This is a genomic window from Roseobacter sp. TSBP12 (genome assembly GCF_009129705.1).
GTDB lineage: Bacteria > Pseudomonadota > Alphaproteobacteria > Rhodobacterales > Rhodobacteraceae > Celeribacter > Celeribacter baekdonensis_A.
Genome location: NZ_PYIB01000067.1, coordinates 1 through 13,217 on the forward strand (window position 1 = coordinate 1; position 13,217 = coordinate 13,217).

The window sequence follows — 13,217 nt, forward strand, 5'->3', positions numbered from 1 at the left end:
GCGCTTTCAGTCAGGAGAACTCGGCAATCCTGGGCCCACACCTTTCTCACCGGTGAATACAGGTGGTCAAAAAAGTGATCAAACCGCCGTAGCGTAGGATTCTGCACTCTCCGGCATCCGCGAGCAGGGTACGGAGGGCGCCGAACGCGTCGCCGCCCGCCATGTAGAGGTGTTCCGCAACCGCATCATGACGACCATGCTGTCGCCGGACGCCACCCGTAAGATACAGATCTTGAGCTGAGGCGTTTCGGAACATCCTGACCCGCAAACACCATAGACGCCGGGGGCAATGCCCCGGCGCCGGAGATCACCAAACGCGGTCGAGCAGCGACAGCCAGTTCTCGCCCATCACGCGGCGTATCTTGATCTCGGACCACCCGGCCCGCTCCATAGCGGCGGTCAGGTTCGGGAAATCGGCAATGGATTCGAGACCATCGGGGAATTCGACCTCCCAGATTTCTGTGAGCTGGCGGGCATAGCCTTTGTCGCGGTTCAGGTACTCAAAGAACTTCGAGCCGTATCCCATGGTGAAATCGGTGCCAAAGCCGACACGTTCTTCGCCCACGAGGTTCACGATATAGTCGATCGCGGCCACGTAGTCGTCCACCGTCGCGCCGTTGCCGGCGGCGAGGAAAGGCGGGAACATGGTCACGCCGACAAAGCCGTCGTGATCCGCGATAAAGCGGAGCTGGTCGTCGGATTTGTTGCGCGGATGCGCTTTCAATCCGGCGGGCAGGCAATGCGAATAGGCCACCGGCTTTTGCGAGGTGCGGATAACCTCCTCGGAGGTCTTCGGCCCCACATGGCTGAGATCACAAAGGATGCCGACGCGGTTCATCTCGGCCACTACCTCATGGCCGAAATCCGACAGACCGCTATCTGTGCTCTCATAGCATCCAGAGCCCACGAGGTTCTGGGTGTTGTAGGTCATCTGAACGATGCCGACGCCCTGTTCTTTGAAGAGCTCGATGGTTTCCAGACGGTCCTCAAAAGCGGTGGTGTTCTGAAAGCCAAGGACGATGCCTGTCTTGCCTTCGGCCTTGGCGCGGCGGATGTCCGCCACGGTCTTGGCCTTAACAATCAGGTCGGCGTTGTCGCGGAACTGGGTGTTCCAGGCACCGATGGCCAGCATCGTGTCACGGAAGTTTTCCCAAACCGAGCAGGTGCAATTGGCTGCGGTCAGCCCGCCCTGGGCCATCGCCTCGAACACGGGGCGGCCCCAGTCCGAGATGATCAGCCCGTCGAAGACGATGAGATCGTCATGCAGCGTGGTCATTTTAAAGTCCTTTGTCAGAGATAGATTTCGCGCACAATCGCGTCGTGGTCGCCCGCCATGGCGCGGACATCGCCGCCGTCCACCACCTCGCCGTCCCTGAGGACGATAAAGCGGTCGGCAGCGCGGAAAGCGAGGTTGAGGTTTTGTTCGACCATCAACATGGTCACCCCATCCTCTTTCAGCGTGTCGATGATCTTGGCGATCTCTTCGCAGAATTGCGGAGACAGGCCGCCCGAGGGTTCATCAAGCAACAACAGCCGGGGCCGAGACATCAGAGCGCGCCCGATGGCGACCATCTGTTGTTCGCCGCCCGAAAGGGTGCGGGTCGGCTGTTTGCGGCGCTCGGCCAAACGCGGAAAGCGCTCATAGACCAGTTGGAGGGTCTGGCTGATCTCCTTGCCCCCGCGCCGCATGGCGCCCAAGCGCAGATTGTCCTCGACCGTGAGATCGGGGAAGAGATCGCGGGCCTGGCTGACTTGCGCGATGCCATGAGCAAAGATCTTGTGCGGCGAGAGACCCGCCGTCTCGATCCCGTCGAACAACACCGAACCGGAGGTCGGTTTGACAAAGCCGCAAACGGCGTTGAGCGAGGTCGATTTGCCGGAGCCATTCGCGCCCAAAAGCGTGAGGCATTCCCCAGGCAGCACGTCATAGGTCGCGCCGCGCAGGATCGGTTTTTTGCCGTAGCCCACATGCAGGTCACGGATTTTGAGAAGCGGTTCAGGAGTGTCCAAGGTAAGCCTCCAAGACTGCGCGATCTTCGCGGATTTCATCGGGTGTTCCTTCGGCGATGCGCGCGCCCGCCGCCATCACAAGGATGCGGTCGGCGGCGGCCATCACGAGTTCCACCGCGTGTTCGATGAGCAGGATGCCCACCCCTTTTTCACCAGCGAGGCGATGGATGATCTCCATCATCTGCGCACGGGCGACGGGAGACAGGCCCACGGCAGGTTCATCGAGCAGAAGAACAGGCGGATCGGAGGCCACGGTGCGGACGATTTCGACGATCCGTTGCTGACCGCCGGACAAGTCGCCTGCCCGCGTGTCGGCCATGTGATCCATCGACATGAGTTTCAACAGCTCACGCGCCCGGTGGATGTTCTCGGCCTCGGATTTGAGCGCCTTAGAGCGACCCAAAAGAATGTCGAGGAACGAGCCCTCGGTCTGGGCATGGAGCCCGGTCAGGACGTTTTCGAGAACCGTCAACGCCGGGAACAGCCCACCGTTTTGAAAGGTCCGGCGGACCCCCTGTTCGGCGATCTCATGCGGCGTGAGCTTGGTTAGCTCCTGGCCCTTGAGATGGACCGTACCGGAGGTCGGCATGACATAGCCAGAGATCGCATTGAACAGCGTGGACTTGCCCGCTCCGTTCGGCCCGATCACGGCGCGTACCGCGCCTTCCTCAAGGGCGAAAGAGACATCATCCAAGGCCGTGAGGCCGGAGAAGCGGACGCTCAATCCGTTCACTTGCAGAAGTTCGCTCATCACGACTCCTCCCTGTAATAGCGTTCCACGAAGATAGGCGAGAGACGGCGCAGGAGGCTTGCCAGCCCCATCGGCATGGCGACCAGAACGGCGGCGACGATGAGACCGAAGAACAGTTCCTCCATCCCGGGAAACGCCCGCAGATATTCCGGCAAAGCGGTCAGGACCACTGCTCCGAGCACCGCGCCGAGGACAGACCCAAGGCCCCCGACCAGCACCATCGCGAAGGACGCAATGAGGTGCAGCATGCCGAAGCTTTCGGGAAAGACATGGCCGACATGGCGAGCGAACAGCGCGCCTGCACAGCCGACCACAAAGCCGGACCAGATGAAGGTCGTAAGGATCACCCGCGCGGTCGGGATGGCGAGAGAGGCCGTGGCCACTTCGTTTTCGCGCATCGCCATAACGGCGCGGCCAAAACGAGAGCGCAGGAGGTTCAGCGTGGCTTTGACCAGAACGACGGTCACCGCGAGGAAGATGTAGAACTTCAGCGTGTCATCGCTCAGCGAGATGCCGAACATGGTCTCACGCGGCAGGGGCAGGCCATCGGTCCCGCCGGTCAGAGGCTTGGTATGCAGATAGGCCCAGCGCATCAGCTCACCAAAGGCCAGCGTGATGATCGCGAGGTAATAGGACCGGATGCCGCGAAGGGCCGCAGAAGAGGCAAGAAACCCGCCGAGCGCCCCGAGCGCACCCGCCAGAGGGATCGTCATGATCCAGGGCAGGCCCATCTTGGCCGAGAGGATCGCAGAGGCATAGGCGCCGATTCCGAAAAACGCGGTGTTGGCAAAGGCGAGCTGACCGAGGTTGCCGATCACGAGCGTGAATCCGAGGGTCACGAGGATCGAGATGAGCATCCCGTTGACGATGAATTGCGTATAGGCGTTGGTCGCCAATGGCGTGAGGAGCAAGAGCACGGGAACGGCCCAGAAGGCCCAGGTGCGGAGGCTGCGTTGGCGGGAGGTTGGCATGGTCGTACTCATGTTCTTACACCTTCACCACAGCTTTGCGGCCAAAGAGGCCATGCGGACGAATGAACAGCACCAGCACAATGACGACATAGGCGGTGATCTCGATCAGGGCGCTGTCGACGTAGGCCCCGGCATATTGTTCCGCGAGCCCCAGTAGGATACCGCCCAGAACCGCGCCGCCCAGAGAACCGAAGCCCCCGAGTGTCATCGCGGCAAAGCCTTTGATCAGGAAGGAGGCGCCAAGGTCCGGGTGCAGGAGCGAGATTGGCGCGACAAGAATGCCACCCAGTGCCCCAAGCGCGGCACCGACACCCCAGCTAAAATCATTGAACCGTTCGACGTTCAGGCCAATGAGGCGGGCGCCGCGCGGGCTTTGGTAAACCGCCTGCACCATCTTGCCGAGGTCTGTCAGGCCGAGAAGGCCAAAGAAGACCACCAAGAGGACAAAGACCGTCCCGATGATAAAGACCGCATCGCCCGTAACGACGAGATTGCCGAGAAAGATCGGCTCGATATCGAAAACAGGCGGCATGGGGAGGACTTCGCGGCCCCAGACCATCCGCGCGATCCCACGCAGGATGTAGCCCGCGGAGATACACATGAGCGCCAGTCCGATGTGCGGACCGCCCCGGATGGGTCGGATCAGACCTTTGCTGAAGAACACCCCCAGCACGAACATGGCGATCATCGCGAGAACGGCCGCGGGGAGAAAGGCAATGCCCGCAAGCACGACCAGAACGTAGGAAAGAAAGGCCCCTGCCATCACGAAGTCGCCATGGCCAAAGTTCACAACCGTGGTCGAGCGGTAAACCACCGTGAGAGAAAGGGCGATGAGGGCATAGATCGCCCCTTGGGCGAATCCGCCCAATGTCAGCTGCATCAGCATCGGTATTGCTCCTTGAAAAGGTCCGGCGCGTCAGTGCGCCGGAGCCTGTCAGTCGGGGAGGAAATTAAAGCGTTTCGATTTTAACTTGATCTATCTCGTAAAGCCGAAACGCCTTCTTCGCTTGGACGTTGCACTGCGTTTCAGCTCAAACCCGGATTCAGGTTTGAGCTGAAACGCTTTAGTAGGGCTGGCCCCAGGCTTTGAGAACGGTCGGTTCACCGTCCACGAAACCGGCCACGGCAGAGCCTTTCACACCTTGGTGATCCTCGGGGGTCCAGGTGATCGGATCGGACAGGATACCGGTGTCAAAGTCCCGCACCTCTTCGAGCGCCGCGATCAGTTTCGAGCGGGTGAGATCCGGCCCCACGGCTTCGAGTGCGGAGACGAGCGCCTCGGCAGACCCGATGGAGACAAAGGAGAAGGTCGAAAGCTCTTCGTCCGGGTAGTATCCGTGGATCATATCGGCCCAGGGCTTCATTTTCTCGCCGTCGAGATTGTCCACATAGGAGTGGATCACGTAATAGTTCTGCACGGTCTCGAAATCGCCTGTGCGCTTGAGCGTGTTCTCAAGGTCCGTACCAGCGGTGCCCATGACCGGGATGTCACCCATGCCGTATTTCTTCAGGTCGCGCAGGAAGATCGCGGTTTCCGCCTCATAAAGCGCTGCGATGATGAAATCGGGCTTGTTCTGGCGCAGCTTCAGCACCTGCGCGGTGGCATCGGTCTGGCCGCGCTCCATGGTCAGCTCGGCGGTCGGCTCGACGCCTTGCTCTCTCAGATAATCGCGCGCCGGGTTGGAATAGCTGTGCGCCCAGTCGTTGGAATGCTCGATGATCGCAACGTTCTTTGTGTCCGGCTTGGAGAGCACGAAGGCCGCCATGGCGTGCCCGTTGGCGCTGCCGGTCGGCACACCGTGAAAGATGTTCCCTGCCAGCGGATCGGAGATCGAATCGCTCACCGCATGGGCGACGATCCACGGCAGACCAGCCTCCTCAATCGTAGGACGCAGCGCGAGCGCCACGCCGGAGCAGGAGTTGCCCTGAAGCATGAACACTTCGTCCTGGGAGATCAGTTTCTTGGCGGCGGCGAGGCCTTTGGCGCTGTCGCAGGCGGTGTCTTCCTGGACCGCGACCAGTTTGCGGCCATGCACGCCGCCCTCTTCGTTGACCTTGTCGTAATAGGCCATCATACCGATCAGGGCTTTGCTGTAGGACGACGCATTGCCGGAGAACGGCCCCATCACACCGATGGTGATGGCGCCATCCGAAAGCCCCTGGGTTTCCCAGGCGTCGTCTTGAGCAAGGGCGGGAGCCGCGACAAGGGTCGCTGCGGTGAGAAAAGTCGTTAGCTTATTCATCTGTTACTCCTGTTGGACGTTTCTGTGTGGACTGCGGCTTTTTACCGCTTTGTTATGTGTCGACCTCAACTTAAAAACCGACCGTATTGTTTGTTTTATGCGCGCACCACGCGCGAAAACTGGTAAGGAAGAAAATCACAAAGGACCGCTTGCGGGACGAATATGCACCGCCAACATGGTTTTGAGCGTCATCACCATTTCTCGGAAATAGGCCTCATCCCTGCGCAGTACCGCCTGCACGGCCATGCCGCGAAACACATTCATCGCCAAGTTCAGCGCCACCCGCGAGGTCACCACATCGGGGTTCACCGCCACGAAGGTCTGCGACCAGATTACCTCCAGCCGCTCGTGCAGATCGAGGATCAGCGGTGCGAGCTGTTGGCGCAGGTCTGCGTCGCCACGCGCCGCCACGATGATCTCAAGCGAGGAATAGAACCAGTCGCCATGCCGCACCTCGTCCCAGACCGCCTCGAAAAACCGGTCGTAATCCAGCGCACCGCTCCGCATTTCAGCAGCGAGCGCCTCCAGCCCGGCGGCGAAATTCGCGAACATCTCTTCGGTGGCGGCGACGATCAGCGCCATCTTGCTGGGATAATGATGCGTCTGCGCCCCGCGAGACACGCCCGCACGCTTGGCGATGCCCGAGGTGCTGGTGTTGGCATAGCCGACATCCATCAACATATGCACCGTCGCCGCAAGCAGAAGTCTGCGGGTTTCGGTACTGCGCTGGTCTTGGGTGCGGCGTGTCGTTACAGTCATCTGTCCCTCTTTTAAAAACAGGTTGGCTTGTATTTATAATTTGGTCAAGCGCGGCGAAAGCCTCATGTCCGACGAAACCGTAAGAATCTTCATCTTGCTCAAAAAAAACGGCGCCGGGCTCGGGCATTTTGAAACTCTCGGTGTTGAATGTCATTGAGAACTGACCCGGTATTTTCACCGAGATTTGACCCACCCTCAGTTATGCGTCTTTGATTATGACGCGGTCAATGTTTTGGTCTCCTTTCCTGTTTTCTTTGCGGCCTCAGCGCTGGCTTTGAAGCGGTAGCTGTCGTTGCCGGTCTCCAAGATGTGGCAGCGGTGTGTAAGCCGATCCAAGAGAGCGGTGGTCATCTTTGCATCCCCGAAGACCTGCGCCCATTCTGAGAAGCTCAGGTTGGTGGTGATGATCACACTGGTGCGCTCATAGAGCTTGCTGAGCAGGTGGAAGAGAAGCGCGCCTCCGGACGAACTGAACGGCAGATACCCAAGTTCGTCCAAGATGACCAAGTCGACCTTGGTCAGCATCTCAGCCATCTTCCCTGCTTTGCCGAGCGCTTTTTCTTGTTCCAACGCATTGACCAATTCTACGGTCGAGAAGAAGCGGACCTTGCGCCTGTGGTGCTCAATCGCTTGGACGCCGATTGCTGTGGCTGTGTGGCTCTTTCCCGTTCCGGGACCGCCGATCAAAACGACATTCTCGGCCGCTTCGATAAACTCGCATCGGTGTAGCTGCCTCACCGTCGCTTCGTTGATCTCACTCGATGCAAAGTCGAAGCCCGTCAGGTCCTTGTATGCGGGGAAGCGGGCGACCTTCGTGTGGTAGGCAATGGACCGCACTTCGCGTTCCGCAAGCTCGGCCTTGAGGAGCTGTGACAACATTGGTGTGGCAGCCTCGAATGCTGGCGCGCCTTGGGCGACCAAATCTTCGACCGCATTTGCCATGCCATAGAGCTTGAGATGATGACGATAGAGGCTCCGGCTGGATCATGACGCATGGCGCTTCTCCTCAGTCTGTCGCAACCCGTCATAGCGATCGACGTTGGCCTCTGGCGTTGTTTGCAATGCCAGTGCGTCCGGCGGATCGACCTCGGGGTGATCTGTCGGCTTGCGGTCGATCAATCGGTGCAGCAGATTCAGGATGTGCGTTTTGGTGGGCATGCCTGCTTCAAGGGCTAGCTCTACAGCTCGTAAGACATCCTCTTCATTGTGCTGAAGAACCAATGACAGGATGTCGACCATTTCCCGGTCGCCGCCGTCCTTGCGCAGCATATGATCCTGCAATTGACGGAAGGCTCGGGCATCTCCGCATTCGCCATTGTCACTAGGACCAATGGCGTGACAGGGTTCATTCATCGATCTGTTCTCTCGGCGTGTGGTGGGCAGTTCATTCCCGCCAAACGTCTGAGCTGGATGTGCAGGCCTGCTTATGGCGATCTGGCAGCGCAAACCAGAGCCGGGTTTACTGGTCCACTCAGATCAAGGCGCGCAATTTACCAGCCGTGAATGGGCCGCATTTCTACGAGAGCACGGATTGGAACACTCGATGAGTCGTCAGGGAAATTGCCACGATAACGCGGTGGCAGAGAGCTTTTTTCAGCTGTTGAAGCGGGAGAAAACCAAGCGATGAACCGACCGAACCCACGAAAAAGCTCGGCGCGATATCTTCGAATACATCGAGCTGTTCTGCAACCCGAAACGCAAGCACACAAACAACGGCATGCTGTCGCCCGTTGACTTCGAAGCAGGACGGCGCAAACTGAACAAGGCAGGTGTCTAGGAAACTAGGGCTCCTCAGGTTCCTGAGCCAAGCATAGGAAATCCGTTCACTCTCCCTCAGCGGCGCAATGTGACAGAGGGTAATTCACCATAGCGCCTGCGATAACTTTCGGCGAAGCGCCCGAGATTGGTGAACCCCCAATTCACGGCAATCGAGGTCACGGAGACGCCCGGAGCCATCGCATCCGCGCGCAGAAGTTCCTTGCGAACCGCCTCCATGCGTATGGCCTTCAGAAAAGCCATAGGCGTTTTATCGCGAAAGCGTTGAAATCCATCAAAGAGTGTTCGCTGGCTCACGCCAGCCGCAGCGGCCACATCAGAAATTGAAATCGGTTCATCAACATGGGCACGGATATAATCTTCTGCCAAACGCACGTGACGTGGAGCAACGCCTTGGGCGGAGTGTAATAAAGCCTCGGAATAGTTATTGCGAAACCCTGTGAGAACGAGTGTCATCAGGGTGCCTTCGAGATTTTTCAGCCCCATCGGGGAATTATAAAAATTCTCTTCGTGTTCGGTTTCACTCACCACGAAATTCAACATCCGACGGTAAGCCTGAGCACTTTCGGACGGAGCTCCTTCCAGAAACTCGATCGGCGTCCGCAGTTCATCGTTCAACAACTGGCATAAATGATCTTCCAAAGCGCGGCGCTCGATTTTGAGCACGAGTTGACCACAATTGTTCATCCAACGCATCTTTAGCCCGGTAGTTGCAGAACTGACCGCATCGGTTCTGGAATCGGCTAGCACATCCTGCCCGCCAATCTGCATCCCGCATTGGCCACGATCCGTCGTATGCACCATAAACCAGTCTTCCGGCACGCCCGCATCAATTTCGACCTCCGCACCGTAACTGACGTAGCTGAGCGCCAGCCGACCGATGGAGGCAAAGCTTTGATGAAAGTCGAGCTTGCGCGCATTGCCCACGAATTCGATACGATGCGGGCAGAACACCTTGCCGACACGCTCGCGCGCTTCGTCGATGTCCGAGGTCTGCAACAACATGTGGCGCGCGATCGGGATCGCTGGCGCTGAGTTTTCCAAATTTGCACTTTCCCGCATGATTTGAACATTCCCTGCAGAAATCGGATATCCGGTCCGCCCGAATAAACTTCATTCTTAAAGCATCTACGCATTCAAACGCACATGCCGTCAAGAGAGTTGGGGGACGTGAAGATCAAAGATCGGGAAAACCGGATCATTCTGGGTCAAACGCATAACATCTGACCACTCGGACGACAGGTGACAACAAAAACAAATGCACCAACAGTGGAGAATACACATGGAATTCAGTAAAGGCGCCACCTTCGCAGGAGAAAGCTTCAAGGGGCAAAAATGGACCATTCTCGGCGAGCCCTACCTGCCGCTGCACGTCTCGGAAACCTCGATGCTCATGCATGCCGAATTCGGCCCAGAAAGTTTCGTTCCGACCCATGTGCATGATTTACAGGACGAAATCCTCTACCTGCTCGAAGGCAGATTGGAATTCGAAACCGAAGGCAAGGTGATCACCGCCAGCACCGGCGACACAGTGACCCTGCCGCGGGGCATTCCGCACGCGATCTTCAACCGCTCCGGCGCCTTGGCGCGTGCGCTCGTCGTCGTGTCCCCGACCGCAACGATGTACGACTACATGGTTGCCATCGACGGGCTGGTCGATCCCGCCGAAGTCATGCGTCTGGGCGCCGAGCACGAAGTGCGCTTCATCTGATCGCCTGATCCTTCAAACACGAAAAACACAGCCTCCCCCGGCACTTGCCGGGGGACAGGAGAGCTGTGATCCTTACCAACCGCAGGGAAAACAATGACTGTAAAATCCACAATCGAGGCCTTTTGGCAAGGCCATAGCACTCAAGACATCGCCCTTTTGAAAACCGTCATGGCGGAAGACATGACCTGGACCGTGGTCGGCAAGACCTGCCCAATTGCCAAGACTTATGAAGGCTGGGAGGGCTTTTTCGGCGAGCTTCTCAGCGGTTTGGGCGAGGCGTTCAAACCCGGCACGCTGAAGATGACGGTTAAGGGGCTTTATGCCGACGAAGCGGCTGGCATGGGCTTTTTGCACCTCTCTGAGAGTGCCGAATTGCACAATGGCAATCTCCTCGATGTCGAACTTGTCGACGTCTTCACCGTGAAAAACGGCAAAATCACCGCCGTGCGCGAGATCATGGATATGGCCGCCGTGAACGCCGCCTTCGGCTTTGGGGAGGCTTCCGCATGACCGCCGCTTCGAAAAGCCTGACACAGGAACTGATCGCCAAGGTGCATGAAATCGGCCCGATCCTGCGCGACAATGCCGCCGAATCCGATGCCGGTCGTCGTGTGACCGACGCCTCGATCCAGGCGCTCGACAGCATTGGAATCTTTGGCATCAACGCGCTCAAAGCCTATGGCGGTTTTGAGGGCGGCGCGCGGATGCTGTTGGATGTGACCACCGTGATCGGCACCTATTGCCCCAATTCGGCATGGATTTCTGTGATCTCTTCGGTGTCCTCGCAATTGGCGCTGCGCTTTCCCGAAAGCGCCTGGAAACGGGCCTTTAGCAAGGGTAAATACGAACGCATGGCCTCCGTCATCACAAATCTCGGCGCCACGGCGGTGCGCGAAAGCGATGGCTACCGGGTGAATGGCGAATGGGCTTGGGGCTCCAACATCCTCAACTCCGAATGGGCGATTGGCGCCATCGCGGTGATCGAGGCCGAAGGCGCAGACCCCGCGCCGGGCTTTGTCCTGTTGCACAAGAGCGATTTCACTATCAAGGACACATGGTACACCATCGGGATGCGCGGCACGGGGAGCAACAATTTCGTTGCCCAAAACGTGGTGGTCCCCGCCGATCAGATCGCCGATGGCGGTTCCGTCCTTGGGCCGGGCTACGAGATGTCGCCGGAGGCGAGCTTTCTGCAACGCCTCACGCCTGTGTCGATGTTCCCGACGGTAATCATCTCCGGTCCGCTCGGGGGGGCAAAAGCGGCGCTCGACTATGTGATCGATGCGGCAGGTAAGCGCCCGATCACCTATTCGACCTATCATCCGCAAAACACCTCCGGCGCTTTCGTGCAGGCCATCGGCATGGCCAAGGCCAAGATCGACGCGGCCGAAATGAGCCTTCAGGCGGCGGCGGATCTGATCGATGCGGCGGCCATGGGCACCACGCCATTGTCGCCCGAAGATCGCGCCCGCGTGCGCAACTACGGCGCCCATGCGACCGCCAATCTCGGCGAGGTGATGAACGATCTGGCAACGATCCACGGCACCGCGACCTTTGCCGAACGCAGCCCGCTTGGTCGTCTCTGGCGCGATGTGAACACCGGCGCACGCCACGCCATCGCCGCCAGCCCGCTGTGCTATGAGATTGGCGGGGCGAGCCTCTTGGGCATCACGCCTCCAACGCCTCTGGTCTGATCATGTCCAGACAGGTGAATACAGTCCCACAGGGCGGTTCTGCCGCCCTGATCGGGGAAGCTATCCCCAAATCTGTGGTGCGCGCGCATCTCGGGCTTCGCTACGGAAGGCTCAGCGATCCGCGGAACCCGCGCTCCGCAGTTCGGCCCGCAGAAGATCGACAGGCAGTGACAGAGCTCACCGACGTGCCGGTTTTCCCGCAACTCCCGAGCCGCCTCGAACGCATCATGGGGCCGGGGGTTGCCGACAATCCGCAAAGCGATGAGGCGTTTTACCTCAACATATGGCACCCGGACGGGGCAAAAGACTGTCCCGTTCTGGTGTTTCTGCATGGCGGCGCCTGGGTCAGCGGCGGCGGCTCGGCGCGGTGGTACCGTGGCGAGGCGCTGGCGAAAGAAGGGATGATCGTCGTCACCCTCAATTATCGCATCGGCCCCGCTGGACATTGCGAAGATGCCGGATCGCAAGACAAAAGCACGCCGCACATGCACCGCCCGATGGAGGACATCCTGACCGCGCTGCGCTGGGTCCGGGACAACATCCGTGGCTTTGGCGGCGACCCGGCGCGGGTGACGCTCGCGGGGCAATCCGCCGGGGCGTGGTATGCTTGGGCCTTGGCGGGATGGGATCGGGCCGAGGGGCTGTTTTCGCGAGTCGCATTGATGAGCATCCCGGAGATTGCGCCTTGGTCCGCAGAGCACCGGCATGGGTTCACACAGGAGGTGGATGCGGCAGGTCCGGACCGGCAGACACAGCTGCGCGCCGGGGCGAAAACCTTGGGCGAGACGCGGTTTGAACCGGGCCGCATGGCGCCAATGTATCTTCCGGTCTGGCCGCAAACGGACGCCAGTGGGCGGCTGCACGTCGGCGCGCTCTATATTCGCAGCACATGGGACGAGATGTCGGTGTTTCTGCCGCCGCTTGACCCCGAGGCAGAGGCCGAACGGCTGAACCTCTTGCGCCGCGATCTGACGGCACAGCCCGCGCAGGGCCATCGCTGCCCGGCAAGCTGGTCGGCGGCATGGGCGGAAACCGTCTCGCGCGCAACATGGGCACAATTCGGAGGATTTTCGGAGGCCATCGCGCAGGCCGCCGAGGCCCGCAGCCAAACCGTCATCCGCCGCACCTTCGGCGCGTTTTGCGGCTGCGACAATCTCGGCGCCACCCATTGTTTCGATCTGCCGTTCCAATTCGGCAACCGCGCCGATTGGCAGGATGCGCCGATGTTGAACGGTTGGTCGGACAGCGCCTTTGAGGGCCTGAGCCAAGCGATGCGTCGCGATCTAGCCGCCTTCGTACAGG

The 13,217-nt window shown here is 59.5% G+C and carries 13 protein-coding genes and 2 pseudogenes; 5 read left to right on the top strand and 10 right to left on the bottom strand.

Annotation, left to right across the window (positions count from 1 at the left end; genetic code table 11):
- Positions 1-307: 307 nt before the first annotated feature.
- From C8029_RS19690 to C8029_RS19730, 9 genes and pseudogenes are all read right to left on the bottom strand, one after another.
- Positions 308-1,276 (bottom strand): dipeptidase, encoded by a 969-nt coding sequence (locus tag C8029_RS19690; RefSeq protein WP_152003560.1) that lies wholly within the window; start codon positions 1,274-1,276, stop codon positions 308-310.
- A gap of 14 nt (positions 1,277-1,290) precedes the next feature.
- A complete protein-coding gene (locus tag C8029_RS19695; protein ID WP_040402295.1) occupies positions 1,291-2,010 on the bottom strand; it encodes an ABC transporter ATP-binding protein in 720 nt (239 codons plus the stop codon).
- Entirely contained in the window at positions 1,997-2,761 is a 765-nt protein-coding gene (locus C8029_RS19700; protein WP_152003561.1) for an ABC transporter ATP-binding protein, read from the bottom strand. Before C8029_RS19700 ends, C8029_RS19695 begins: the two co-directional genes overlap by 14 nt.
- On the bottom strand, positions 2,761-3,744 hold the full coding sequence (locus C8029_RS19705; protein WP_152003562.1) for a branched-chain amino acid ABC transporter permease: 984 nt from the start codon (positions 3,742-3,744) through the stop codon (positions 2,761-2,763). Before C8029_RS19705 ends, C8029_RS19700 begins: the two co-directional genes overlap by 1 nt.
- Before the next feature lie 4 nt (positions 3,745-3,748).
- The gene (locus C8029_RS19710; RefSeq protein WP_152003563.1) at positions 3,749-4,618 is read right to left on the bottom strand and encodes a branched-chain amino acid ABC transporter permease; all 870 of its coding nucleotides are present in this window, start codon (positions 4,616-4,618) and stop codon (positions 3,749-3,751) included.
- Positions 4,619-4,796: 178 nt separating this feature from the next.
- A complete protein-coding gene (locus tag C8029_RS19715; protein ID WP_009571981.1) occupies positions 4,797-5,975 on the bottom strand; it encodes an ABC transporter substrate-binding protein in 1,179 nt (392 codons plus the stop codon).
- Between the two features lie 135 nt (positions 5,976-6,110).
- A complete protein-coding gene (locus C8029_RS19720; protein WP_009571980.1) occupies positions 6,111-6,734 on the bottom strand; it encodes a TetR/AcrR family transcriptional regulator in 624 nt (207 codons plus the stop codon).
- Between the two features lie 213 nt (positions 6,735-6,947).
- Positions 6,948-7,676 carry an IS21-like element helper ATPase IstB gene (gene istB / locus C8029_RS19725; RefSeq protein WP_152003564.1) on the bottom strand — a complete coding sequence of 243 codons (729 nt, stop codon included), beginning with the start codon at positions 7,674-7,676 and terminating at the stop codon, positions 6,948-6,950.
- Between the two features lie 42 nt (positions 7,677-7,718).
- Positions 7,719-8,027, bottom strand: a pseudogene (locus C8029_RS19730) (IS21 family transposase); the annotation flags it as partial.
- Between the two features lie 58 nt (positions 8,028-8,085).
- Here C8029_RS19730 and C8029_RS22580 point away from each other — a divergent pair.
- Positions 8,086-8,511 (top strand): annotated as a pseudogene (locus tag C8029_RS22580) (DDE-type integrase/transposase/recombinase); the annotation flags it as partial.
- Positions 8,512-8,567: 56 nt separating this feature from the next.
- Here the strand turns inward: C8029_RS22580 and C8029_RS19745 are convergent.
- Positions 8,568-9,572, bottom strand: coding sequence for an AraC-like ligand-binding domain-containing protein (locus tag C8029_RS19745; protein WP_152003565.1), 1,005 nt, complete (start codon positions 9,570-9,572; stop codon positions 8,568-8,570).
- Positions 9,573-9,792: 220 nt separating this feature from the next.
- Between C8029_RS19745 and C8029_RS19750 the strand changes: the two genes are divergently transcribed.
- From C8029_RS19750 to C8029_RS19765, 4 genes are all read left to right on the top strand, one after another.
- On the top strand, positions 9,793-10,221 hold the full coding sequence (locus C8029_RS19750; RefSeq protein WP_009571976.1) for a cupin domain-containing protein: 429 nt from the start codon (positions 9,793-9,795) through the stop codon (positions 10,219-10,221).
- Positions 10,222-10,314: 93 nt separating this feature from the next.
- Positions 10,315-10,731, top strand: a complete 417-nt coding sequence (locus C8029_RS19755; protein WP_152003566.1) for a nuclear transport factor 2 family protein — start codon at positions 10,315-10,317, stop codon at positions 10,729-10,731.
- The gene (locus C8029_RS19760) at positions 10,728-11,915 is read left to right on the top strand and encodes an acyl-CoA dehydrogenase family protein (RefSeq protein ID WP_152003567.1); all 1,188 of its coding nucleotides are present in this window, start codon (positions 10,728-10,730) and stop codon (positions 11,913-11,915) included. The genes C8029_RS19755 and C8029_RS19760 overlap by 4 nt, the downstream gene beginning before the upstream one ends.
- A gap of 2 nt (positions 11,916-11,917) precedes the next feature.
- A partial coding sequence (locus tag C8029_RS19765) for a carboxylesterase family protein (protein WP_152003568.1) occupies positions 11,918-13,217 on the top strand: 1,300 nt, incomplete at its 3' end.

Bases quoted from the DNA above. Each gene is read 5' to 3' on its own strand.
- C8029_RS19720 (WP_009571980.1), bottom strand. From the start codon at position 6,734: ATGACTGTAACGACACGCCGCACCCAAGACCAGCGCAGTACCGAAACC.
- istB (WP_152003564.1), bottom strand. From the start codon at position 7,676: ATGGCAAATGCGGTCGAAGATTTGGTCGCCCAAGGCGCGCCAGCATTC.
- C8029_RS19705 (WP_152003562.1), bottom strand. From the start codon at position 3,744: ATGAGTACGACCATGCCAACCTCCCGCCAACGCAGCCTCCGCACCTGG.
- C8029_RS19760 (WP_152003567.1), top strand. From the start codon at position 10,728: ATGACCGCCGCTTCGAAAAGCCTGACACAGGAACTGATCGCCAAGGTG.
- C8029_RS19715 (WP_009571981.1), bottom strand. From the start codon at position 5,975: ATGAATAAGCTAACGACTTTTCTCACCGCAGCGACCCTTGTCGCGGCT.
- C8029_RS19710 (WP_152003563.1), bottom strand. From the start codon at position 4,618: ATGCTGATGCAGCTGACATTGGGCGGATTCGCCCAAGGGGCGATCTAT.
- C8029_RS19750 (WP_009571976.1), top strand. From the start codon at position 9,793: ATGGAATTCAGTAAAGGCGCCACCTTCGCAGGAGAAAGCTTCAAGGGG.
- C8029_RS19755 (WP_152003566.1), top strand. From the start codon at position 10,315: ATGACTGTAAAATCCACAATCGAGGCCTTTTGGCAAGGCCATAGCACT.
- C8029_RS19700 (WP_152003561.1), bottom strand. From the start codon at position 2,761: ATGAGCGAACTTCTGCAAGTGAACGGATTGAGCGTCCGCTTCTCCGGC.
- C8029_RS19745 (WP_152003565.1), bottom strand. From the start codon at position 9,572: ATGCGGGAAAGTGCAAATTTGGAAAACTCAGCGCCAGCGATCCCGATC.
- C8029_RS19690 (WP_152003560.1), bottom strand. From the start codon at position 1,276: ATGACCACGCTGCATGACGATCTCATCGTCTTCGACGGGCTGATCATC.